At 40.0% G+C, this 24,528-nt stretch carries 18 protein-coding genes and 1 pseudogene; 10 read left to right on the top strand and 9 right to left on the bottom strand.

What is annotated here, in order from left to right; translation table 11 throughout:
* Positions 1-360 precede the first annotated feature (360 nt).
* Together MHI45_RS22500 and MHI45_RS22495 are read right to left on the bottom strand one after the other, a co-directional pair.
* Positions 361-2,421 carry an N-6 DNA methylase gene (locus MHI45_RS22500; RefSeq protein WP_341119833.1) on the bottom strand — a complete coding sequence of 687 codons (2,061 nt, stop codon included), beginning with the start codon at positions 2,419-2,421 and terminating at the stop codon, positions 361-363.
* On the bottom strand, positions 2,396-4,225 hold the full coding sequence (locus MHI45_RS22495) for a DNA methyltransferase (RefSeq protein ID WP_341119465.1): 1,830 nt from the start codon (positions 4,223-4,225) through the stop codon (positions 2,396-2,398). The genes MHI45_RS22500 and MHI45_RS22495 overlap by 26 nt, the downstream gene beginning before the upstream one ends.
* A 137-nt stretch (positions 4,226-4,362) precedes the next feature.
* On the opposite strand from MHI45_RS22495, the gene MHI45_RS22490 reads away from it, so the two are divergent.
* A complete protein-coding gene (locus MHI45_RS22490) occupies positions 4,363-7,599 on the top strand; it encodes an Eco57I restriction-modification methylase domain-containing protein (protein WP_341119464.1) in 3,237 nt (1,078 codons plus the stop codon).
* Positions 7,600-8,449: 850 nt separating this feature from the next.
* On the opposite strand, the gene MHI45_RS22485 is transcribed toward MHI45_RS22490, so the two are convergent.
* The 5 genes from MHI45_RS22485 to MHI45_RS22465 form a co-directional block, all read right to left on the bottom strand.
* Positions 8,450-9,019, bottom strand: a complete 570-nt coding sequence (locus MHI45_RS22485) for an SF0329 family protein (RefSeq protein ID WP_341119463.1) — start codon at positions 9,017-9,019, stop codon at positions 8,450-8,452.
* 266 nt (positions 9,020-9,285) lie between these two features.
* Positions 9,286-9,594, bottom strand: coding sequence for a hypothetical protein (locus MHI45_RS22480; RefSeq protein ID WP_038585776.1), 309 nt, complete (start codon positions 9,592-9,594; stop codon positions 9,286-9,288).
* A gap of 42 nt (positions 9,595-9,636) precedes the next feature.
* Positions 9,637-9,978 (bottom strand): endoribonuclease MazF, encoded by a 342-nt coding sequence (gene mazF / locus MHI45_RS22475; RefSeq protein ID WP_340894921.1) that lies wholly within the window; start codon positions 9,976-9,978, stop codon positions 9,637-9,639.
* Positions 9,972-10,202 (bottom strand): AbrB/MazE/SpoVT family DNA-binding domain-containing protein, encoded by a 231-nt coding sequence (locus tag MHI45_RS22470; protein WP_340894924.1) that lies wholly within the window; start codon positions 10,200-10,202, stop codon positions 9,972-9,974. The genes mazF and MHI45_RS22470 overlap by 7 nt, the downstream gene beginning before the upstream one ends.
* A gap of 193 nt (positions 10,203-10,395) precedes the next feature.
* A complete protein-coding gene (locus MHI45_RS22465; RefSeq protein ID WP_340894928.1) occupies positions 10,396-11,385 on the bottom strand; it encodes a tRNA dihydrouridine synthase in 990 nt (329 codons plus the stop codon).
* 222 nt (positions 11,386-11,607) lie between these two features.
* Here MHI45_RS22465 and MHI45_RS22460 point away from each other — a divergent pair, with 222 nt between their 5' ends.
* The 7 genes from MHI45_RS22460 (at position 11,608) to MHI45_RS22430 (ending at position 19,185) form a co-directional block, all read left to right on the top strand.
* Entirely contained in the window at positions 11,608-12,294 is a 687-nt protein-coding gene (locus MHI45_RS22460; RefSeq protein WP_341119462.1) for a response regulator transcription factor, read from the top strand.
* A 22-nt stretch (positions 12,295-12,316) separates the two neighbouring features.
* Positions 12,317-13,270, top strand: a complete 954-nt coding sequence (locus tag MHI45_RS22455) for a sensor histidine kinase (protein WP_341119461.1) — start codon at positions 12,317-12,319, stop codon at positions 13,268-13,270.
* An 81-nt stretch (positions 13,271-13,351) separates the two neighbouring features.
* Positions 13,352-14,041, top strand: a complete 690-nt coding sequence (locus MHI45_RS22450) for an ABC transporter ATP-binding protein (RefSeq protein ID WP_038585755.1) — start codon at positions 13,352-13,354, stop codon at positions 14,039-14,041.
* Positions 14,038-16,596, top strand: a complete 2,559-nt coding sequence (locus tag MHI45_RS22445; RefSeq protein WP_341119460.1) for an ABC transporter permease — start codon at positions 14,038-14,040, stop codon at positions 16,594-16,596. The genes MHI45_RS22450 and MHI45_RS22445 overlap by 4 nt, the downstream gene beginning before the upstream one ends.
* A 387-nt stretch (positions 16,597-16,983) precedes the next feature.
* Entirely contained in the window at positions 16,984-18,291 is a 1,308-nt protein-coding gene (locus MHI45_RS22440) for an AAA family ATPase (RefSeq protein ID WP_076110195.1), read from the top strand.
* 4 nt (positions 18,292-18,295) lie between these two features.
* Entirely contained in the window at positions 18,296-18,955 is a 660-nt protein-coding gene (locus MHI45_RS22435) for an RloB domain-containing protein (RefSeq protein WP_076110194.1), read from the top strand.
* 26 nt (positions 18,956-18,981) lie between these two features.
* On the top strand, positions 18,982-19,185 hold the full coding sequence (locus MHI45_RS22430; RefSeq protein WP_341119456.1) for a hypothetical protein: 204 nt from the start codon (positions 18,982-18,984) through the stop codon (positions 19,183-19,185).
* Positions 19,186-19,946: 761 nt separating this feature from the next.
* Here MHI45_RS22430 and MHI45_RS22425 read toward each other — a convergent pair.
* Positions 19,947-20,093, bottom strand: a pseudogene (locus MHI45_RS22425) (HTH domain-containing protein); the annotation flags it as partial.
* A 322-nt stretch (positions 20,094-20,415) separates the two neighbouring features.
* Between MHI45_RS22425 and MHI45_RS22420 the strand changes: the two are divergent.
* Positions 20,416-21,459: a hypothetical protein gene (locus MHI45_RS22420; RefSeq protein WP_341119454.1), complete on the top strand. Its 1,044-nt coding sequence runs from the start codon at positions 20,416-20,418 to the stop codon at positions 21,457-21,459.
* Positions 21,460-21,973: 514 nt separating this feature from the next.
* Here the strand turns inward: MHI45_RS22420 and MHI45_RS22415 are convergent.
* Positions 21,974-22,753, bottom strand: a complete 780-nt coding sequence (locus MHI45_RS22415) for a hypothetical protein (protein WP_340894941.1) — start codon at positions 22,751-22,753, stop codon at positions 21,974-21,976.
* 559 nt (positions 22,754-23,312) lie between these two features.
* On the opposite strand from MHI45_RS22415, the gene MHI45_RS22410 reads away from it, so the two are divergent.
* Entirely contained in the window at positions 23,313-24,101 is a 789-nt protein-coding gene (locus tag MHI45_RS22410; RefSeq protein ID WP_341119452.1) for a phosphotransferase enzyme family protein, read from the top strand.
* Positions 24,102-24,528 lie beyond the last annotated feature (427 nt).

Genomic DNA, 24,528 nt, shown 5'->3' with positions numbered 1-24,528 from the left:
GATGGATCTGCTCGACGTAATTTACTTTCCAACTCGGCCTTTTGTTTTTTAAGTCCTGCCACTTTCCTATCTTCGCCTAGCTCTTTTATGTAGATGAGTATTTTCTGATTGTTCGCTTTGACAATTTCCTAAGTAGAACGTTTCAGAATTTGAGATGGAATGTAATGATTCAGCGTTCCTTTATGAGACCTGCTACCATTTATGCTAAAAGCGTAGTTTCCAAGCAAAAACTCTATAAACTTTTTCCTTAGTAAAAGAAGTAGGTGATGCCTTAAAGACATCACCAAAAAACTCTAGATGAAAAAACCTAATGAACTATATACACAAACCACATTACACAGATTGATTTAATCTATCCTTTTATTCTTTACTTGTTTTTATTCGTACATTCCTCTTCCAAAAGGTTAACTCTTCAATCGCTTTTAAAAGAAGATTTGTGTTGTCAGGTGATATTGATTTTGCAATCAACTGGTCTATAATAGCCAATGTCCCTAACTCTCCCTCAAGTAACTTTCTACCTAGAAGGGATAATTGATTGTATTCAATTTCAGATAGGTGTGGAAGCGGGGCTTTTTTTAAATGAGTTGCTTCTAACTTTAGTGCGCCACCTCCCATCACAGACCCAATCAATTCACAAACCAGTAAAAACCAACTACTATTCAACAATGCAATCAACCCATATTGGTCAATCTTCGCTTCATTTGTGATCCATATTGATGAAAAATTCGCATCAATAACAGTAGGTGGATCAGTATTAAGAAAAAATTTAGGTGTTTGATTTATTATCCTGGGTACGAATATTAACGGTTTGTGTCTATCCGCCAATTCAGGAAGCATATACCAATACCTTACTGTATTTGGATCATGACTTTTCATCTTAGTCTTATTTGTTTTAACAGCTGATAAGTAGGGAATATATTTAGGATCAGTCTCTGAACCTATGTTTTTAACACTTACCTCATCAATAAAATCTGATAAGTCTTTATTCATTATCTTTCTACTTATGCTTATTTCTTTTATTGCATGGAAATCTCCAGGATGTATCACTTTATCAAGTATCAAAACTCTCCCACTAACTTCAGATGAATCAAGTGCAAACCCTAAAGGTAACTCGGCCTGTTTTCTGAGCACTGGTTCTAGTAATATAGTAGGTAATTCAATCGTGTCTTTATTAAAAATTTTATCAACTTTAACTACAGTGTATTCTTCGTCTTCCCTCACGTAATCTACATAGAAAAACTTATTTGCCCCCGTCCTCAACCCTTGTCCTATTGACACACCCATGTTCTCTAAGGAAACAAAACCTGAAGATGATACTTCAAGCATTCTCTTTAACGTTGTAGGAAATATATTAATATTTTCAATACCCTTATTAACAGATGTATAGTTACCTTCTATGTTTTTAAACCAGTTGTATTTTTTTGCATTTACAAGTACGTTTTCAAGCGTGTCTGAAGTCTCTACAATTTGACATATCTTCATCGATACATACTTTTCCAAATTCTGTTTAATTTCTTTTTTAAAAGTAAGTTCCTTATTGTCCACTGGGGAAACTAAATGACTCACTAAACTAATCTCATCCCCATGTTCTTTTCTTAAAGCAATGTGAACATACTGTTTTCCTTGATAATGTGTAATTAGGTTTGAGACTCGTGTCCTTCTCTTGGCAATTATTAAGTTAGTTTTGACCTGAGCTTCCTTGAACCAACACCTATCAACATCTTCAATAACATACTCTAATTCAAAATACTTTAACAATAAGTATTGAATAGAATAAGAATAATCTCGTTTTAACCAGGCCTCAGGCACTACCATAGCTAACCTTCCACCAATCTTTGTGAAAAGGCAACACAGAATCCAAGACGGAACAGCAAGGTCAGACAATCCTGAATACCCCTTAACTATTTCGGTAAATATTCTTTTATCTTCAATATCTAAGTGCACCATTTCTTGAACAAACTCTAATAAAGATTTTCTCACTTCTTCTGCAGTAGGTAAATCTTGGTTGTCGCTATTATTACTCAGTGTTTGATAGCGGACATAAGGAGGATTAGTTATAACTAGATCAAACTGTAAAAAAGGTAACTTTCTAACGATATCTGTTGAGAGCGCATTTGCATGAAATAAATGATGCAATTCATTAGACTTATTTACGGTTTCAAAATTTTTTTTAGCAGCATTTATTGCTATAGCATCTATATCTATACCGTACAAGTCTGCTTTTTCATTAAATGTATTAGCTGCAACAAGCATATCAGCTTTACCGCACATAGGATCAATAATCAAATTATACTCTGGATATACTGAAAAAGCCGAAAGAAGTTTGGATAACTTTTCTTCCGTGAAGTACTGCCCCAATCTTTTCTTCCTGTTTATTTTAGAGATATTTTGGTCCCTACTCTTTATATGCAAAATAATCACCCTCACGAACTACAGCACTTAGAGAACCTAATTTATTGTAGAAATCACTTGCATCTGTAGCAACCATGATTTCTCTCTCTAAGCAATAGTTTATAAATCTTGAATACAATCTTTCAGCTGTGACTTTTTCTTTTCTGTTTTCTGCTTCCATAAGTAGTTCAAAAATAATTTGGGTTATATCACTTTCGTTAGAGAAAGGTTGAGAGATACTATTGTTTTTTTCCAATAACAATAATGGATCTCCCTTTACAGTAACATTTGAAGAAACTTGTTTAAAACTTCCCTGCACCTTGTCGAGTACACTCGATAGGACAATCTTTAAATTAGCTTTATTAAATGCATTTTGTAAAGCTCTCCATACCTCAGCCTTAGCGGAATGAAATACTATAGTAGCAGTCCCATCGTTCATCAATATTCTTGAAATCTCAGTAAAGACTTTTGACATTAATTCCTCGTATTCAATAATCCCTTTTTTCTGTGAAGAATTAATAATAATTTCTTCCTCTACATTAGTTTTATTACCAAGCCAAATCTCATTTAAAAAGTTGAGTTCAGAGTATGGAATGTAGTCTCCGAAAGGTGGATCAGTAAAAACATATCTTACTGAGTAATTATCAATTTCATTCATAGCCGTACTACTTTTATTAATAACTTTTACAGTGCTGCTACTATTACTTACAGTTTGAAACGCTTTATAGAAAGTATTAATTTTTCTTTCGAGACCTATAAGTATATTTTTCTCTACAGGTAGATTACTTACATATAGTACACCAGATTGAGCACCAGTTAATACAAAGTCGTTTTGATTTTTTTTAAGCACTACTCTGGTCATTAGGGTGCTGTGAGAGGAATTATAACTCAAAGCAAGTAGCCTCAAAGCTTCTTGTACCTCTTCGGGTGCATTATTTATTTCATTTAATAATTCTGAAATGATGTGAAGGTTTCTTTTTGTATAAAAGTGATGCGCATAAGTAATACCAAAATGGTAACCCGATCTATACAAATCGCCCCACTCAAGCTTCTCTTTAGGGATTGGTGCATCAAAATTGCTATATTCTATTTCGCAAAGCAGTTGACTATCGGAATCCAAATATCCCCTAACCCACTTCCTTTTTCCTGTCTGTCCATATATTTTTTTTATTATTCTTTTCTTTCTAAGAATTTTTTTATTTAAAACCTTATCAAAATATTCTTCAGTCGCTCTTGTTACATTGCTTATACTAGTTGAGTAGTGACAATTCGGACAAATGAACGTATCGGACAATGCGAGAGGATTGTAACTTACTGCTTGATCCCAGTAGCTTGACTCTGTTCCGCAATTGTTACAGCTAAGGACCTCACTCCAGATAGCATGTCTTAGAACTCCCTGATCTCCACTGGGATCTTCTACTCTATACATCCAACCAAGTTTACTATCAACTGTTTTTAAAAGCTTTTTAGCCTCTTTTATAAATATTTCTGGGTCTGGCGGATTACACATAATACTCCCTATAAAAGAACCTAATGAACTAAGTTCATATATATATGCTTTTCTAGGTCCCCATTTAACTGATGCTCCCATCTCATTTGCAATTTCTATGACCTCAGGGGTTGGATTAGAACACAAATGAGTTGCTAACCCCGTCGTTCCACTACCGCCAAATGTGTCTACTATCACTTCTCCAGGTTCTGTATGAGAAGCGATAAACACAGCAATAACCTCAGGGGATATCTTAGTAGGGTAGGAAAAAGCATTGTATAAATTCCCACTTCTCTTAGAAGGGAATGCTTTGTCATATATTTTTTTCATATCTAAATTTTCCATTAACTCACCCCATCTATTTGCGAACTGTTGTTCTATATAATTATACACGAAAAACTGTGAGTTGTTTACGATATCTTAGTATTTATATTTGGTGTAGAATATTGGTAAACCATATTATGTTTAGGAGAATATCAAAGATGGACAACTTAACTACTCAGCTAGAATTAGGTCATGTGGATGAATCACTAAACTTGATCAGATCTATTATTTCAAGTAGTACGCTTAGTGAAAGTGCTCGAAAAGAATTGTTAATCCAATATCTCCCACGAATTTTCCCACAGAGAGACAATCGTTCCAAACTTGAATCGTTTGCCGCAGGTGCAGAATCGTATGTTAGAACTGCACCATCTCAAGCAAGCACTTCCACTCGTGGATTTGTTGATACTTTAAATGGAAAGTTGATTGTAGAATTTAAGAAAGATTTATTAAATACCAAATCATTTGAAGAAGCTCAACTTGAATTAAAGCGCTATGTATCTAGCTTGTGGACACAAAGTGGTACGAATGCTTCTTTTGCATGTATTTCAACTGACGTGATAAATTGGAGAGTTTACCGTCCGTCCCCTTTAATGGTTCCTGCAGAAGGTATATATACTGCTGATATGGTCAATCTAGAATTAATTGAACACCTACAGGTTAATGCAGCTGATGAATCAAATGCTCAACATTTAACTATTTTCTTAAAGAGAATTCTAATCGATGAGAATTTACTTACCTTGACTGCAGATAGTATTCAAAGAGATTTTGGATTAAATAGTAATCTGTTTGCAATAGTTTACCCACAGTTACTAAATATTATCCAGAATTCATCAGTTAACTCTGAGGTGAGATTAGCATTAGATCTATGGAAAAAACAAAATAATTACAATGCTATATCAGAAACCGTGTTAAATATTGATCTGTATACCAAACAAGTATACTTACTTATCCTATCAAGATTAATGGTTGCAACAAGTTTTCAAAAGACCTTAATTAATGACGATCGAATAATTAGAGGAATTTTAAATGGAGAATTCTTTCGTAATGTTGCTAAAATAAATAACCTTGTTGACTATGATTATTATGGCTGGATAACTAACGATCAATGGGTCAATAATTTCTTTCCAGTTGCAAGACATCTTTTCCATCATTTAAAAATGTATGATTTCGAAACTGTTAAAGAAGAAAACATGATTCAACTAATATATGATGAAATGTTACCTGATGAGCAGAGGGGGGCGTTAGGCCAAAAAAGCACCCCAAGTTACTTGGCAGATAAGATTATTGATGAATTATTTGTAAATCTAAATGAAAACTTTAAATATCTAGATCCTGCTTGCGGTTGTGGTAACTTTATAAGGGCAGCTCTAAAAAAAACTCGAGAGTATTATAATGATAGAGAGTGCACCGATGAAGAAAAATTATTATTAATAACTGACACTGTAACTGGCATTGATATTGATCCTACTGCCGTAATACTTTCAAAAGCAGTTTGGGCAATGACCTTAACAGATTTAATAAAAGAATCTCAACGACCAATTGATATACCTATTTATCATGCAGATTCTTTATTCATCGCGAAAGATGAAACCACCGCTACTGACAATGACGTCCCTGTAATCTCATTTGATAACGTAAGAATTGAAATTCCTAACCTTATTCTCAGTCACGCAAAAGAATTTGATTCGTTTATAAATTGGTGTAACAGAAGAGCACTACAAGTTGCGAAACACTACGAACTCACTAATGAATTAGTGCCATTTGAAAGTACCGATTTAAGAAATAAATTAGAAAACATATTAACCGAAAATTTTATAAACCTGCTAAAGGAATCCGACTTAGAATTATTAAATAAGTCAACAGCGAGTTTAATTAATGAGATGGCTTACAGAATTATAGAAAAACGGGACGGCCTTTGGGCATTTGTCCTTAGAAATAGCTTCCGACCAAGTTTAATCGCAGGTCAATTCGATTTAATTGCTACAAATCCACCTTGGTTAACAATAAGTAGCCTTCCTAATGTACCATATAAAGACCAATTGGAGAAACAAGGGCGATTTTTTGATATAAGTCCACCAGGTGATAGTTTTTTACATTCTGAAATATCTACAACATTCGCTTTACACAATATAAAACACTTTTTAAAAGAAAACGGAAATGTGGCATTTGTTGTTTCACGAAGCATTGCTGATGGAGATAATCATTCACCTTTTAGGCAATTTAATTTTAGAAAAACAGTTTCATTTAGTATCAATGAGTTTTGGGATCTAGAAGAGATGGTTGATTTATTCAATTTACCAAGTTGTGTGATTTTAGGATCAAAAAAGCAATTCACGGGCACGATCTATGATAATATCGCCGCAAGATTTTATCATAGAGATATGGATCACTATCAGAGAGGTAACATTGCACTTTGTACTTTAGCGGATAAAAATGCTTGGCTTCGCGTAGATGAGACCGGGTATACGGTTCGTGGATGGAACTACTATACTCCAAGATTTAAGCAAGGCGCAGATTTAATGCCCCGTACAGCCTTATTTATAGATTTAATTGACGATAATAATACAAATAATATAGTTCATGTTCAAACATCAGCAATAGAGTTAGCAAATAAAGATAATAAAAAACTTAAAGGCATCCAATTTGAAAATTTCGTAAATAGAAAGTATATATTTTCAACTGTGACTTCTAATACCTTACTACCTTTTGCCATACTAGAAGATTATCTGCCTAAAATATTACTACCAACTGAGATTATTGGAAACCGACCTAGAATGTTAACCCCCGAACAATTAATTGATCGCGGTGATGAATCAATCGCAGATTGGTTTGAAGAAATTGATAATCACAAAGCGTTAAATGGTAGTATATACCAGAAAATCAACTTGCGTGGCAAAATAACTCAGCAATCACACCTACTTAAAGCTTATTTGATTCATTGTGGTGCTGGTGGAAGTATACCTTGTGCTGCTATTCAACGTAACCATATAGATGGAACATATCCTTTTATAGCAGACCAAACCACCTATGTTTATGGAACAGATGACGAAGAAGAAGCACTATATTTATTAGGAATGATAAATTCTAATTACTTAAATGAAATCATTAGACCTTTTCAAGCCAGGGGACTCTTTGGGGAAAGACATATTCATAAGTTAATCTATAAAGTTATACCTCCATTTGATCCAGAAAATATATTGCACCAGCAAATAGTCGGTTTTTCCCGACATCTGGAAATCATTTCAAAAAAACTTATTAACCAACAAGCAACCTTTCATGATTTCAATAGACCTATTAAGGATAGAAGAACTTCCTTAAGAGCAGCTCTTAATATTGAAATCGTAAATAACCTTAATAGTGTTATAGAACTTACTTTAAATGAACTTAAACATTAAAATTTTAATCTTAAATGATAAGTTCATAGTGCGTGATAAATCTGGTTTTTCCCTGTGCTTCATTCAACCTATCTAAATCCAAATGGTAGTATTACAGCGAAAAAGCTCAAGTTTCAGCGGAATAGCCGCAGACTTGAGCTTTTTATATACCATGGTTCTTTTCCCGTTCCCTACCAAATTATATTACTAAGATTAGTCTATTAGTTACACTAATCTTTCAGCACAAACTCTGCTCATCTCTATCCTCAAAATAACCCTTCCATTTTAGTAACCAGGATATAAAATATAATACAAATATCTATAATTCAGAAAAAATTTCATTTTGAAAACCCTTCTGCAACCTTCATGCCGAAAGCAGGTTAAAAATATCTAAGATAACAAACTCATACATCCATTTGCTCAGTATATCCACACATTGTTATCATTTAAGCACTCCTGATTTTCCTATCATCTAATTCCGGAGCCGAGCAATATAAAAATACATATTTACATTTCAACCTCATAGAATGTGAATATATATTTCCAAATGAAAACATAGACAAGTTGTATTTCCAAAGCAAAGCTTGACTTGGACTTTACTCATAGATAGCCAATAATAGAAAATCACCTCTGTTTCATTCCAACACCAACAACGCCCCCCTCTCTACATATGTCGAGTGTTCAGTGAGAACAACCTCGACCCAAAGTGCCCCAACAAATAAAAACCGACGACCTAAATCAAATAGGGTCTTCGGTTTCATAATCACAACTATTCGCTACTTAAGAGTGAGTTCTTAATTATCACTACCCTATCCATTTACCGGGCGCCCCCTCGCCCATCTTTAATCATTCGCAGGTAAAATCATCCACCTCACAACCCACCCCGCCGCAACTCATAAAAATACCGCACAACCGGATGCTTCAGCTCCATCTTCTCCGCCATCCCCAAGATCCGCTTCTTCCCAACTCTTCTGTCCACCAATGCTAGTATATTCAATACCATATCGCTGCTCTCCAAGCTCTCCTCTATAGGAGTAGTCAGAAACTTATTAGCCACCACGATAAAATTCGACTTCGTTAATGCAGCCTGTGCTGACATAAGCTCTTTTGCATGTTCTGTACTTTTTCTGCTTCTGGCCATTACTATTAGACGATCCTCCGGCACTGGTCCCTTGGTTGCTTTTCTGATCGCTTCAATGTCGTCACTAGTGATAGGAATTTGGATATCTGGATCATTCTTAATTTCCAGCTCCGTTTGATACCATCTGATAGTGTTCGTTTTATCACTCATGTTGAGTACGTTCTTTTTATCTACCGAAATATAACAAATCCCTGATTTATCAGGCAGATAACGGTAGCCTGGTGCGCGGTATTCTACCCTTCCATTTAACGCAGGACAGAGAAAGCCCTCCAGTTGTTGCTTCAATTTGCTCCAGGACATGTAATCCCCTCCATATACAAACAGAGGAAAGGCTTGTTGGCTCCGGGTTTATCCCCTCTCCATTCAGCCGATCCTCTATCATTTCGCTTCAATTTTCTATCTAAGCCAAACGCCCGCGCACAGCTTTATTTCCTCGGAATGGCAATTCCGAGCCTGAATAACATTCAAGCGTATACACTAATTTCATCACCCAACAAACGGACTCTCAGTCAACCCTAGCGCTACACGTAAAAGGTTCGCATCGTTTATTTGAAGTTACAATCCTTTCACATAAATCCATCTTCAGGTTCACCAACGTCAAAATCTAATACCTTTGTTGCTTCTGATTTAAACCTTGTTATCCAGGAATCCCAATCGCTCTGATTCATCTGGGCATAAAATGACAATCCGCCCGGCTCAACGGATGCTTCAATAAAAACATCATCATCTTCCTGCCCGAACCAATGTGGAATCCCGTCTTTATACCCCTTCCAACCGGGCATAGACTTATATATAGCAGCAACTTTACTCCATACTTCATCAGGTAGATGATACCATATATTGAGATTACAATGATGAGAGTTTATGTTATTCATTTACTGGGCACCACTTCTCTTATTGCTGCCTACAATTGTAGGTCAGCGAATCAGTAAGTCGAGTTTGGCAACGACATCTGACAGTATGATCTGTGGTACTTTACAGATGAACACTGCCTGTCGGGATTGCCAATCTAGACTCTTTACTTGATCGGCAAGGATAACCCCTTCGATGGGCAGATCCTGCGGAATGACTACTTCAAACGGGTAGCCCTTTGGTTTAGAAGTTACCGGACAGAGCAAGGAAAGTCCGACCTTACCATTATAGGAAGCAGGAGACACGACAAAAGCCGGACGTTTGCCTGCCTGTTCATGCCCCGCTTGCGGGTTGAACTGCAACCATACCAAGTCGCCTCGATCCGGCACATACCCGCCCGTTACCATACTTCCCGTCCTTGTTGTTTGCCTGTAGAGACCTCATTATGGAGATTTCCCGGGGTGACCTGGGAAAGGATTTCGTCCAGTGTAGCCGACTTCGGCTTGATGATAAGATGTCCATCTTCCACATCAAGATCGACTTTGGAGCCTTCCTCAATACCGACCTTTAGGGCAAGGGATTTCGGAATGCGAATGCCCAAGCTGTTACCCCATTTTCGAACCTGAAACATAGAACCGCCTCCCAGAATGTATAAACAAAGTGTAAACAAAGTTTTTTTAGAAGTCAAATCATTGTGTAGAATATATATAAAAAACAGAGGAAAGGCTTGTTGGCTCCGGGCTCATCCCCTTCCCCATTCATCCGATCCTCACTCGTTTAGCGTCTATTCTATTTCCCACTCGGATTTCTACAATCTTGGCAGCTTAATTCCCACTTTCCTCCGCCTCGTCATGCTCCTTGCTTCCAAATTCATCGAGCAGCGCACGCACTTCACTTGTGGACTTAGTGTTCATTAAGTTATTTCTTAATTCACTTGCCCCGCGAAATCCGCGGACATATATTTTAAAGAATCGTTGAAGAGGGCTGAACGAACGTGGTGCCTGTACGGAGTATTTATCATAGAGATCCAGATGCAGCCGCAGCAGATCAAGCAATTCCTCACTACTGTGATCCTTCGGCTCCTGCTCAAAAGCAAACGGATTCTGAAAAATACCGCGACCAATCATAATACCATCCACACCGTACTCTTCAGCGAGCTTAAGACCAGTCTGACGGTCGGGGATATCCCCGTTAATGGTCAGGAGTGTATGGGGTGCCACCTCATCGCGAAGCTTCTTAATCTCCGGAATCAGCTCCCAGTGAGCATCTACTTTACTCATTTCCTCTCTTGTGCGCAGATGAATAGACAGATTAACAATGTCTTGCTTCAAAATATGGGTCAACCAGCCGCGCCATTCGTCTAAGTCACTGAAACCGAGTCTTGTTTTCACACTGACAGGCAGTCCCCCGGCTTTTGCGGCTTGGATGATTTCGGCTGCGGTTTCCGGACGGCAGATCAGGCCGCTTCCCTTCCCGTTCTGTGCTACATTCGCTACAGGGCAACCCATATTAATATCGATGCCCTTGAACCCTTCTTTCGCCATACCGATGCTCATTTGACGGAAGTATTCCGGCTTGTCTCCCCAGATATGTGCTACGATGGGCTGTTCATCCTCTGTAAAAGTCAAACGCCCGCGCACAGCATGGTGCCCCTCGGGGTGACAATAGCTCTCTGTATTCGCAAACTCCGTAAAAAACACATCCGGTCTGGCAGCAATACTTACGACATGGCGAAAAACAACATCCGTCACATCTTCCATAGGCGCCAGTATAAAAAAAGGCCGTGGTAAATCACGCCAAAAATTATTTGTCATCTCAAAAACCTCTCTATGAATACGGCATGATAAATCAAAGTATATCATAAAAGAAGGGGTATTTTTTTGTTTTACACCTCATCCTATATATTTCCGTCGAAAGAAATATAATAAAGCTATGGAGGTGTTGTGCGTGGGAAATACATGGCTTGTTCCGGTTGACGCTGAAAAACCGGCTGACGGACGATATAGGAGCGCTAAAGTAAAGGCTGGTGAATATAAATGAAACGGATATTTTTGGTTGAGGACGATAAGGCAATCGCTAAAAACCTTATCCTTTTGCTTCGCTCGGAGGGATTTACAGTCATCCACGCCCCTACGCGGAGTGAAGCCCTTGCCGCACTTGCCGGGAATAAATTTGACTTGGCGTTGATTGATATTTCTTTGCCTGACGGAAATGGCTTTACGGTTTGCACGGAAATCAAAGAAACAGGGGATGTACCCGTTATCTTTCTGACGGCTTCCGGCGATGAGGCGAGTGTTGTTACCGGGCTAAATATGGGCGCGGACGACTATATCACCAAGCCTTTTCGTCCGCGTGAATTGATTGCGCGAATTGGAACCGCCCTGCGAAAACGCGGGCGTTCCGGGGCGGATTTTGAAATTCGCGGGCTTCATGTCGATACGGCAAGCGGCGTTGTGAAAAAAAACGGCAACGAGGTTTTTCTTTCAGCATTAGAATACCGCTTGTTGCTGGTGTTTATTAGCAATCCAAAAAGTATTATCACGAGGGGCAAGCTACTTGACGAATTGTGGGACGCGGCGGGTGAGTTTGTCAATGACAATACATTGACCGTGTACATCAAACGCTTGCGGGAGAAGATAGAGAACGACCCGGCAAGCCCGCAAATTATTCTGACCGTTCGCGGGACAGGGTATAGATTGGGGGGCGGGCATGCTTCGGAATAGAGAGTTTCGACAGTTTTCCATTTTGTTCTCCTTCATGGCCGCCGCCGCTGTAATGCTGGGTTTTGCAATAAATGAGGTGGCGGGAATCCTTGCCCTTGCTTCTGCCGCCGCCTTTGGCACAGCGTTTTTCGTGTTTACCAAAGCCCGATACAAAAGCATTGCGCGGATTTCAAATCAAATTGATCTTGTACTTCATAATGCTGACCATCTGTATATTGGTGAATCGGACGAGGGCGAACTTTCCATTCTGCACAGCGAGATAACAAAAATGATGCTGCGTATTCGGGAGCAAAACGACGCGCTGAAAAAAGAAAAAGAACATCTTGCCGATTCGCTTGCCGACATAGCCCACCAGCTCCGAACTCCGCTCACATCCGCGAACCTGATTCTGTCATTGTTAGCGAATAACCCTGATGAGAACGAGCGGAAAGCATTTGTACGGGAAACAGAGGAATTGCTTGTGCGGATGGATTGGCTGATTACTTCTCTATTGAAATTATCCCGCTTGGACGCGGGCATTGTGGTGTTCCAAAGCGGGCAGATCGATGTAAACGCTCTTGTATGCGCCGCGCTTCGCCCGTTCCTAATCTCAATGGAACTGCACAATATTGATTTGCAAATGGACGTGCCGAAAGGGGTACTGATTCAGGGCGATTCGGGTTGGCTTTCGGAAGCCATTCAAAATATCCTCAAAAATTGCATGGAAAGCGCAGGCGAGAACGGGAAGATTGAGATTGTCTGCACGGACAACCCGCTGTTTACCGGGATTGCTATCCACGACAGCGGCGCGGGCTTTGAAAAAGAAGATTTACCCTGCCTGTTTGACAGGTTTTATCGCGGGAAAAACCCAAACGCTACAGGATACGGGATTGGACTTTCTCTCTGCAAGATGATTATTACACGGCAGGGAGGGACGATTACCGCAAAAAATCACCCGCAGGGCGGTGCGATATTTGCCATTCGTTTCCCAAAGTGACGAATCTCTCACCTGAAAGTCACAGCGATGTAAGATGAAGGTTCTATTATATGGGTAAACCATGAGAAGGAGACTCACATAATGGAGTTCTTAAAAATTGAAAATCTATGCAAGGTCTACGGCAAGGGCGAAAACCAAGTTACCGCGCTTGACCATGTTTCGCTTACCATCGAAAAGGGGGAGTTTACCGCAATCATCGGCTCCTCCGGCTCCGGCAAATCCACATTGCTTCACATCATCGGCGGCGTGGACGTGCCGACAAGCGGAAAGGTGTATTTGGACGGGCAGGATGTATATGCCCAAAGCAATGAGAAACTCGCCATCTTCCGCAGGCGGCAGGTCGGACTGATTTACCAGTTTCACAACCTCATTCCCACTCTGAATGTGATGGAAAACATCACCTTACCTATACTGATGGACAAGCGGAAGGTCAACGAGGAACGGCTGAATGACTTGTTGGATCTGCTTGGGCTGAAGGACCGGAAAATGCATTTACCCAATCAGCTTTCGGGCGGTCAGCAACAGCGCGTTTCCATAGGACGCGCTCTGATGAATGCCCCGGCGGTCATGCTTGCCGACGAACCCACGGGCAGTTTGGACAGCCGAAATGGACATGAAATTATCAACCTGCTGAAATTAAGCAATCAAAAATATCGGCAGACTCTTCTCATCGTCACGCATGACGAAAATATCGCCCTGCAAGCAGACCGCATTATCGGCATATCAGACGGCAAAGTAGTGCGGGACGAGAGGCAGGTGGCACGGTCATGAACATTTTCAACAAGGTCGCCCTACAAGGACTGAAAAAGAACCGCACACGAACGCTAGTAACGATTATCGGAGTTGTTCTGTCTGCTGCCATGATTACGGCGGTCGCCACCTTTGGCGTATCCCTGCTGAGCTATATGACAAATGGCGCAATTGCAAAATACGGCGATTGGCATGTCGAGTTTTTGGATGTTAATTCCTCTTTCGTACAGGAACGAACCCACGACGATGGAGTTGCAAGCACCGCAACCTTTGAAAATATCGGTTACGCAGCGCTTGACGGCGGCAAAACCCCGGGCAAGCCGTATCTTTTTCTGGCTGGTTACAGTGAGGAAACCTTGGATGCTCTGCCTGTCACACTATTTTCCGGCAGGATGCCCGAAAACAGCGGAGAGATTCTTGTTTCGGGGAAAGTCGCAACCGAAGCCGGAGTGAAATTCGCGGTGGGCGACACCGTTTCCCTCACGGTGGGAAGCCGCATGAGCGGCGGCGAAAAGCTCGGTCAGAATGTCCCGTACAATGCCCAGAGCGAAACCTTTGTACCTCAGGGTGAGAAAACCTACAAGGTTGTGGGTATTTGTCAAAGACCCCGCTTTGAGGAAAACTCCGCGCCAGGATATACCCTAATCACTAAAACAGATGCCGGGGATAGCACAGATAGCTTCAGCCTGTTTGTCACACTGAAAAACCCGCGCCAAATACATGCTTACATCGACAAAACAGCCGGAGACCATGCGTATTTTTTGAATGATTATGTGCTGCGCTTCATGGGCCTTTCGGACGATAACATGTTCAACAGGCTTCTGTATGCGGTTGGCGGCATTGTGGTCGCCATCATCATGATAGGCTCGATTTTTCTGATTTACAACTCCTTCAACATCTCCCTGAATGAGCGTACACAGCAGTTTGGTATCCTCATGTCGGTGGGAGCCACGGCAAAGCAGCTACGAAATTCAGTGCTGTTTGAGGGACTTTGCATCGGTGCAGTCGGCATACCGATAGGTATACTGGTTGGCATGGGCGGCATCAAACTCGTAATCGACATTGTCGCCAAGACGTTTGGTAACATCCTCTACACTGATGTCCCATTGAATGTGACAGTATCTATTCCCGCAATTATTGCTGCGGCAGCGGTCAGCATGGTTACGATTCTGATTTCGGCCTATATCCCGGCAAGAAAAGCTGTAAACACGCCTGTGATGGAGTGTATTCGCCAGACGAACGAGGTCAAGGTTGAATCCAAAGCTATTAAAACTTCAAACCTGTCACAGCACATTTACGGTTTGGAGGGAACCCTTGCACTCAAGAATTTTAAGAGAAACAAGAAACGCTATCGCAGCATTGTGCTGTCACTTGTTTTAAGCGTAGTGCTGTTTATATCAGCCAGTGCTTTTGTGACGGATCTGAAGCTGGCGTTAGGTCAGTCGACAGAGGTTACGACCTACGACATCGCCTTTGCCGCACGGGACATGGACGACAGCGAAATGCTGCCGCTATATGACAAGATGAAGACCGCTGATGGCGTCTATGCAAGCTCATATCAGGCGCTTGTTACCTATTCAGGCACTGCCAAAGCAAGCGATATGACAGACGATTACTGGGAATATGCGCCTTCTTATGCAACGGGCGACACCGTTAAACTGCCCATGCAATTTCAGTTCCTTGATGAAAGCACCTATCTTAGTATTCTTGCAGAGCTGGGTCTGCCGGCAGAGGAATATACCGGGCAAAATGCGAAGCTGATTTCCGTTGCCAAGATTGAAGAGGCGGGCGAGTATGTGGACGTGTTCAAAAACTCTGCCATGAATTTCACCATTGTGCCCAAGACAGATGACGGGGCGGAGCCGGAACAGGGGAAAAACGTCAGCATTACGTTTGTCGATACCGCGCCGCCCGATACACTCCCGATTCTGGATGCCACGGAGCCGACGCCGATCTTTTTCTATGTGATGGCTCCCTATTCGCTCAAAGAGCAGTATGTAACACCTGACACTCATGTGGCTATGAAGGGCATGACCTTTCAGTCAGAGAGCCCCACGCAGTCGGCAGCTGAAATGGAAACGATGATCGAGGGCGCGGGGATCACAGCTGCGTACAATATGTACAATATGAACAGACTGATGGATGAGAGCCGTAATTATATCTTCATTGCCAACGTGTTTGCCTATACTTTTATCATTATGATTTCGCTGATTGCAATTGCCAATGTGTTCAACACCATTTCCACGAACATCAAGCTGCGCCGGCGGGAGCTTGCCATGCTTCGCTCGGTGGGAATGTCGGAACACGATTTCCAGAAGATGATGAATTTCGAGTGTGCCTTTTATGGCATGAGGGCGCTGCTCGTCGGACTTCCCGTAGCGGTGATTTTCTCTTGGCTGATTTACAAAGGGATGTTCATAGGCGGAGCGGACGGTATCGTTTTTGTGCTGCCTTGGGCCAGCATCGGAATCAGCGTGTTCAGCGTTCTCTTTATTGTGTTTGTTACAATGCTGTATGCCATTAGCAAGATCAAAAAGGAAAATATTATTGATGCGCTTCGGGATGATATGACTTGATTCAAAACCGGTAAGCAAAGTGAAAAGGCAGTTCAAAAAGTAGTACAAACCTACTTTTTGAACTGCCTCATTTTGTCTAAACAGCTTCATGAACTATATCTACAAGAGATTCGCAACTCTAAATAAGTTTAAGATCCTTTGGTGTAAGGTCATCCAAAACTAGGTGTTCACCAGCCAATCTCTTTGTTTTCAACTGTTCAAACACTTCCATGAAATCACTCTCCAAACAAAGGACAAAAAAGCTATCCGTGAAATTACAGGCAACATTACAGATTATTGATTTTGTGATTTTTCAACAAAATGGTATGAAAAAATTGACTTTTGTCCAAACTGATGCATATATTATATTTGTAATTTGCAAAAATACTGCAAAATGGAGGTGTAATCATGCTGCTTGATTTCAGAACCAAAAACTTTAAATCATTTCAAGACGAGCTTGTCTTCTCCATGACTCCTGCCCCCAAGCAAAAGGGTTTGGATTACAGTCTGCTTAAAGAAAAAATTGGAGCTAAGGAATACAAAGGCCTAAGCTCAGCGGTCATTTACGGCCCGAATGCATCGGGTAAGACAAACATCATAGGAGCCATGGATATCCTGAAACAAATCATGTTAAGAGGACATATCCGCAATGAAGATAAAAAGTCCCGCTCTAATCCTGCCGCTGGGGCATTGGAGTTGATTCCCAACAAAGCGGATAAACAGAAGACTCCGGTCGATTTCGCGATCAAGTTTACCGACAGCGGATTTCTTTTTGACTATAGATTGTCCCTTGATCTGGGGAGCTTTCTGGAAGAAGACTACGATCGTAAAGTACTGACCGAAGCTTTATATATAAACGAAAAGATGATTTTTTCCCGCAACCCGTCGCTGGAGTTAGGTGACACGAATATCATCAGAAAGTACGCGATCAATGGATTTGAGGAAAATGAAAAGAGTGTGAGAAATTTAGCCAAAAAGAATTTGATCGATGATGAGTTATTTCTAATGAACGGCTTCAAAGCGATGTTCAGTTCCAAGCTGGTTGGCATCATAACGGATTGGCTTGAGAATAGATTCATGGTTTTCTGCAGGGCAGATGCTCTTCAGGCTCGGCCTTCCACCTCGAAAAAGGACACCCTTTATGTCAATACAACCGTCAATGATGCCGCCCGGATATTCGGGATCAATTCCAATGGACTCGGCTTCCTTTCGTCGGATGAGGATTCAGAACCGAAGCTGTATTCCATTCTTGATAAAAAAGGCATTGTGCAAGCAGACACCTTCGAGTCTTACGGAACCATTCGCTTTGTCAACATGTTCCCGGTTGTTATTGATGCTCTTCTAAGCGGAGGGACGCTTGTTATTGATGAATTCGATGCTTCCCTGCATCCGATGGCGATCATGAGTATCGTAAACATTTTTCACAATGATGATTTGAATAAAAAAAATGCACAACTGATCTTCAACACACACAATCCTATCTTCCTGAATTCGAATCTGTTTCGGCGCGATGAAATCAAGTTTGTGGAGCGTGACGAAGAGACCTTTCGCAGCACCCATTATTCGTTGTCCGATTTTGGCACCTCCGGAGAAAAAGCCGTCCGCATGGGCGGAGATTACATGAAAAATTATTTCGTCAGTCAGTATGGCGCCATCAAAGACGTGGACTTCACCTCTGTGTTTGAACAACTACTGGAATCCAGAGGGGAGTTGTAAATAGATGACTGTCAAAAAAACTAATCGAAAATATTATTTTTCTGTAGAAGGTGAGACGGAAAAATGGTATCTGGACTGGATCAAGCAATTGATAAATAACGATCCCTCTGCTACGCATACAGTAACCGTTGATTGCAAGAAAGAAAAAAATCCGCTTAAGCGAGCGAAATCATTAACGATACTCGACAAAACGGTCATCACACACTGGTTTGACTATGAAAGTGATGAGGATGTTCATATCAGACAATTTAAAGAAACATTGGATGCGCTGAAAGAGTCCACAACCTTTAAAAAGCAGATTAAATACAATTTAGGATACAGTAACTTCACTTTCGAACTGTGGATGATCTTGCATAAGAGAAGTTATAATGCTGCACTTGCCCACAGGCGGCAATATCTGCAAGGGATAAACAGCGCCTTTGGAGAAAACTTTGCAGAACTCTCCGATTATAAAGAAGAGGCTAGCTTCAAGAGAGTTCTCAGAAAAATATCTTTGGATGATGTACGGTCGGCAATTGTTCGAGCAAAAGGTATCATGAAAAGAAATGAAGAAGCCGGCTTAATTCTGCATCAGTATAAAGGTTACAAGTACTATAAAGAGAATCCTTCGCTCCTCGTTCATGAGTCTATCGAAAATATGCTGAAGGACTGTGGACTGATCTGAATTTGTTATGAATGCTCTTTTGGGGGATGCAAGGCAGCATCGGCGTGGTCATGTCGCACAAAAGCAGCAGTACGTTGCGTTTACAGCTGGCTACATACTGGGCCAGTTTGACGCTGACGGTCGTTTTACCGCTGCCGGGACTGCTCCATATGACCAGCACCTGGTTTTTTCCTCCGGCCAGGCCGGTTCCGGTTCCTTGTTTGTTCGAGAAAATAAGCAGCCCTTCATAAAGTTGAGCATTTACACGCCTCCGCCTTCCGGTACGGAAGGTACCAGTGTTTTGGCGCCACCAGCTAGCGCTGGAGTAAGGGGGGCCTCATCTTTCTTCGGAACGGAAGGCATGAATCAAGCAGGAGATCAAACGTCTGCGGGAGGAGCGTGACCAGTTGATCCGCTGCGAAAGGTTCGGATAATCTGGAGCAAGCGTCTCTGTATTTGATCTTCTTCAAATGAGAATACATCATTCTTGTTCATTGCCCTCTCCTACTCTCTTAGAAAATAAAAAAAGCAACCACACGCTGAAATGTGATTGCTTTGAGTCCTGCCTTATTTTGTTGTTAAGAATGTCCATTAGCCTCTTAAGAGTACCTTCTCGCTGCTCCAGTGCTGCCCTTTACTCCTGCTGCTCTTCCAGCCAAGCAATCATGTCAACGAAAGGCCCCATAGGGCAGCTTTAAAACCCCTGCCTCAGTCAAACACCTAGCCAAACCGCCATTTAGCCCTAGAATTAAAGTCCATCTATGGAAAGGGCACTTTTCGCCCCGAAAGCCGCCAACAAAATAACGTAAAAAATCAACATGTAGTGACATTGTTATAACTAAACACTACATATTTTTTTCAGCCTTTGCCGATAAAGTCCATCCAAGCTACACACTCCACATGTAATGGCTGCGTAAAATAGACATCTATCGATGTGGCAGTATTCGCTTAAATTGGCCCTATCAATCATAGCAAGAAATAATATATTAACTACAATTTCCAATACCAACAGCCCTGTGTCGGATATGATAGGGAAGCCACTGGCACATAGTTCATCAATATACCGAGAAACTGTTCTTATATTTATCTCTAGCTTTTCCGATATTTACTTCACAGTCAATCTCTCTCCCGAATTCAACATCCATAATATTGTTGGCATATTACCATTTTTGGCATAACATAACCCTCACCTTGTATTGCCACTCTACCTAAATTCTAACAAACACTTGAAGTGTTTGCTAATCCACTGTATTCCTTAATTTTGAGCCTGCTTAACGACGTAAGATCGGTCATATTATGAATAAGCATGGATTAGGATTCAATTAAACCGTCGCGCAATATGTACTTTCAACAAGAGTTTTTAAGTAGGATAAGCATTGAATAAACGCGATCGAAGGCGGATAATGAGAAATAAGAGTTTGATAAAACATTACTTTTTATTAAAAGTGCTTGGTATAAAAATATGATGGGGGCGTTATTATATGGGCGTTTCAAGTGATAAAAATGAAGATACTAATGGAGAAATATTTTTTTTGAATACTAATTTTGAAATAGACATCAATAATCTATACGATGAAAATTCCTGGTATTCCAGTTTGAAAAATCGAGATGAGGAAATTGAAGGAATAAAGAGTTTGATCATTGAAGAATTTAATATAATTATGGAAAATACTAAAAAATCACTTAATGACTATAATAAGAACGAAAAATTTGATTTAAGTTTAACTTTTTTGAAAGATATGCATTTTGTAGCTTGTACTTCTAATTCGGAGATAAAATTAAGTGAAGGTCTTATAATACACTACTATAATTTTTTTAAAGGCTTTTTAAAAGCACACCACAATTCATATGATTTCGATGATGGTATTGTAGAAATGATACCTATTAAGTTTATTTTATATCATGAAATAGGACATGTTGTTCATGGTCATATAAAATTGCTTGAAAACCGTAAATCTAATAATGAAGCTATATCAACATTAGATCAAAAATCTCTTGAATATGATGCCGATGCTTTTGCTTTAAGCAGAATTTATGATGAGTATAATGGCGTTATCAAAAATTCAATAGATAACTGTAATAATAGTGAGGAATTCAAAAAAGGATTTGAATTGATGCTACTAGTACTTATTTTTGAAAAAGTTATATTAGGAATAGTGATAGCTTTTTTTATAATAAGAAAGCCAGATGATTTTAATAAGTTCGATACAAAAAAACATCCTCCTACATTTTACAGAGAAGTCCTAGCTATTGAATCATTAAAAAGTTTGTTGGCCTCAAAAATTAATGTTCAAAAAATTTTCGCTGACTGTGAATTAACATTAACTAAGTATGTAGGATATGACGATTCTATTATGCAAAAATTTGTAGCTGATATATTAGACAATATCGTTCATGTAGACGATATTATTAAAAACTGGAATGAAAGAGTTAAATATGAAGTAAAAAAGTACTCTCGATTTCCGGTTGAAGGTATTGATTTTGTCTTCGAAGATGGGAAGCCAGTTTTAAAGGGTACTTTCTAAAGCTTTATTTCGATAGGAAGACAGGTATATTAGCTATGTTCATGTTAATAATAGAACCATCACGCTCCCTATTTTGCCCCGCCGATATGGTTGGGGCTTTCTTTGTGCGTATAGAAGATATTCGCAAAAATTTCAGACGGGTATGACAAGCCTTAACATCGGCTCAGAAGCAATAATTTGTTCATCAGGCACTGGGTGGGGATACTACAAAGACGACTATCAATAGCCGCCCCAACTAAACTTATGGACAAAAAAAAGAAGCGGGATTTCTCCCGCTGCGTTGCTGTATACGCCAATACATCTCAACTATTAGTCTTTCCTGACCAACAGTGAACAGCACTCCACATGTGACGAGTAGACAGGGAGTACAGGCTTTTAATACTAATGGAATGGCATTTACCCACAACTTCTAGGCGCCCTAATACGGCGTCTTTTCTTTTGCGCGTGAGAATACACGAAACGCTATACTGCCAAATTCGGCGTCTGACGGCATAAAATATATCACGTAATATTACTATCTTGTTTTTGAAGTCACTGTTAATATATTCTCTTGAGAAAATTCATACCACGTTACATCCCTTTTAGCATCTTCTTCTTTAACAAAAGCTATATATGAATCTTCAGTAACTAGTTTATTATTGATGTAGTATGCAATGGCGAATGTGGTGGATGATTCATCAGTAGCACTTGATTCATGATAAGCTAATTTGTCAGTTTCACAGGAATTGGTTTGGAATCTTAATTTTCCATATCCGTTGTAAGTTAACCCGCCGCTTAACCATCTAAATGTTCCGTCAGTTTTAAGAAAACGTAACTGGTTGTTTCCAAAAAAGTAGCCATAGACTTCACCGTTCATATAATGCAGGACTTCAACAAAATTTGGATTCTCATCTACTGTTAATCCAAGAACAACTTCAGGTATTCTGTCACCATCCATATCAAGCACGGCAAAGTGATTTATTTTAATTTTAGATGTAGTTCCATAAATCTCGTTATTAGTTAAAAAATCATTCAAATACACCTTTTTCTTAGTTTCTGTGCTGTAAAATTCAATCTTATTTTGCAATACTATCTTATATGCTTCCATTGCTAAACTCTTATTGTTCTCAGGTTTACTTTCAGAAGGAGTAATATGTGCAGAAGAAGTAATTGTTGGAACACTGGTGTCAGAAATTTTATTACTACTTGAGCTACTGTCATTATTCAGGTTTGAGCTGCTTTTATTGGTGGAACACGCAGTTATTGAAATACTTAACAGAAACATAAGAAGCACACACTTAATTTGTGATTTCATTTAATCTCTCCTCAACTATTTGCTTCTGTCGCACTTCATATTACAATCCGTCATTTATATATGCTACAAACGGGTGAAGAATAAGAATGTTCAAGTCTTCTTTTCCGAAATGTTAAGTAACAAGTATATTCCCCGACAGGCGTAATGGGACGTATATTTGCGGCGGTTACGTTAAGCATACGTCCGCTTTCTGTTCGTCTCACATTATCGAACAGCAGAAGCTTGATGAAAGGATTAAGATTCACTATAACCTTTCCAATCCTTACGCCACCAACTAAGGTACAGTCTATTCGGCTGTATCCTTTCTTTCGAGTCTTACTGTAACCTCCACATGGGATGAGTGCTGACGGTAGAATAAACTATGATGTGGCTGTTTTTACCTTTTTTACAAAAAAGGAAGTAGTCAAAAACAAATATAATTAACCAATACATTTTTCCCAAAAAATAGATGTGTTATTGTAATTTTATATAATGATAACGAGGAGAGATTTGCGATTGGATAAAAACTTAAGTATAGCAAAGGAAGCATTAAGTAGAAAGTTTTTGGAGTAAGCAGGAAGTGATCCACTCCGAAATGGTCTGGCTTCACGCCTTAGCCTTAGATACAGATTTAACCCTGCCTTCACCTTACAAGAATACCCGCGGAGAATTCATTACGACCGTAAACAATACAAACTGCACTTTACTACAATGGGTGGAAGGTGAGCAGAAACCTTTAATCCTTACAATAGATGACGCTAAATATATAGGTGAAATGACCGGTAAATTACATAGGCAAGCCTCTAACTGGCAAATCCCAAGTTTATTTGAACGTCCTGCCTTTGATAGTTCCCGTATATTACAATCACTGGGCAAGCTTAAGGAGCGGGCTAATGCAGGTCTGCTTAATACAAGCGATACCGAACTTCTTCAGATTGCAGGTGGGCAGGTAATTACAATGATGAACTCTATTGAGAGAACGTCCGGTAATTGGGGAATGATTCATGCCGATTTGATTCCAAGTAATATTGTGTTTCATGAAAAAGAGGCGCGGCCCATCGATTTTGGCGCTTGCGGGTTTGGTTACTATTTGGTTGATCTGGGCTGGACGTTCTCATATATACATCCTTCATTCAGAGAACAGTTACTGAAATCATATTCTAAGTATCATTCATTACCGGATAACTATATTGAGCTATTGGAAGGTTTTTTCGTTGCAGCACAGCTTGAGACCATGAATTTCTGGCTGGGTCTGCCCGACTCGCAGGAGTGGTTACCAGACCATATCAGTAAATTAGCCAGTAGAGAAATTAATGCCTATGTAAACAATGAATCGTTTCTCTTCACAGGTGTTCCGTATTGGGAATAACAATTTATACCGTCATAAGCAAGAGCGGAATGGATAGAACACGACGGATTACTACATTGCCGCCATAACGGAAAAAGATTGCCCCAAAACGATGAGCAAGCTTGAAATACCAGCTCTTTTATGGGCAATATTTGAGATACCCGGCCCCCCTGCCTGCAGCAATACCAAAGTTGAAATGTTCTCAAACGAAAGCATTAGCATACACAATATCTTTCAACCCTGATGTCAAAAAGGAGCCTAGCCGGCTCCTTTTTGACATCAGTTTTTTTGAGTCATCCACGCCACCGACTCCACATGTGCGGGTTTCGTAATTTATTTATTTATTTTGCCGTTTGATTGATAAAATCAACTTCATACTGCCGCTCACCGTATTTTTTTCATTGTCAGTAATATAGGAGTGTTGTTCGATCATGTGTTCAGTTAAAAT

It is taken from the genome of Paenibacillus sp. FSL H3-0321, assembly GCF_038002865.1.
Taxonomy (GTDB): Bacteria; Bacillota; Bacilli; order Paenibacillales; family Paenibacillaceae; genus Paenibacillus_AQ.
Note: the sequence above shows the minus strand (reverse complement) of the source record. Positions and strands in the feature narration are given on the sequence as shown.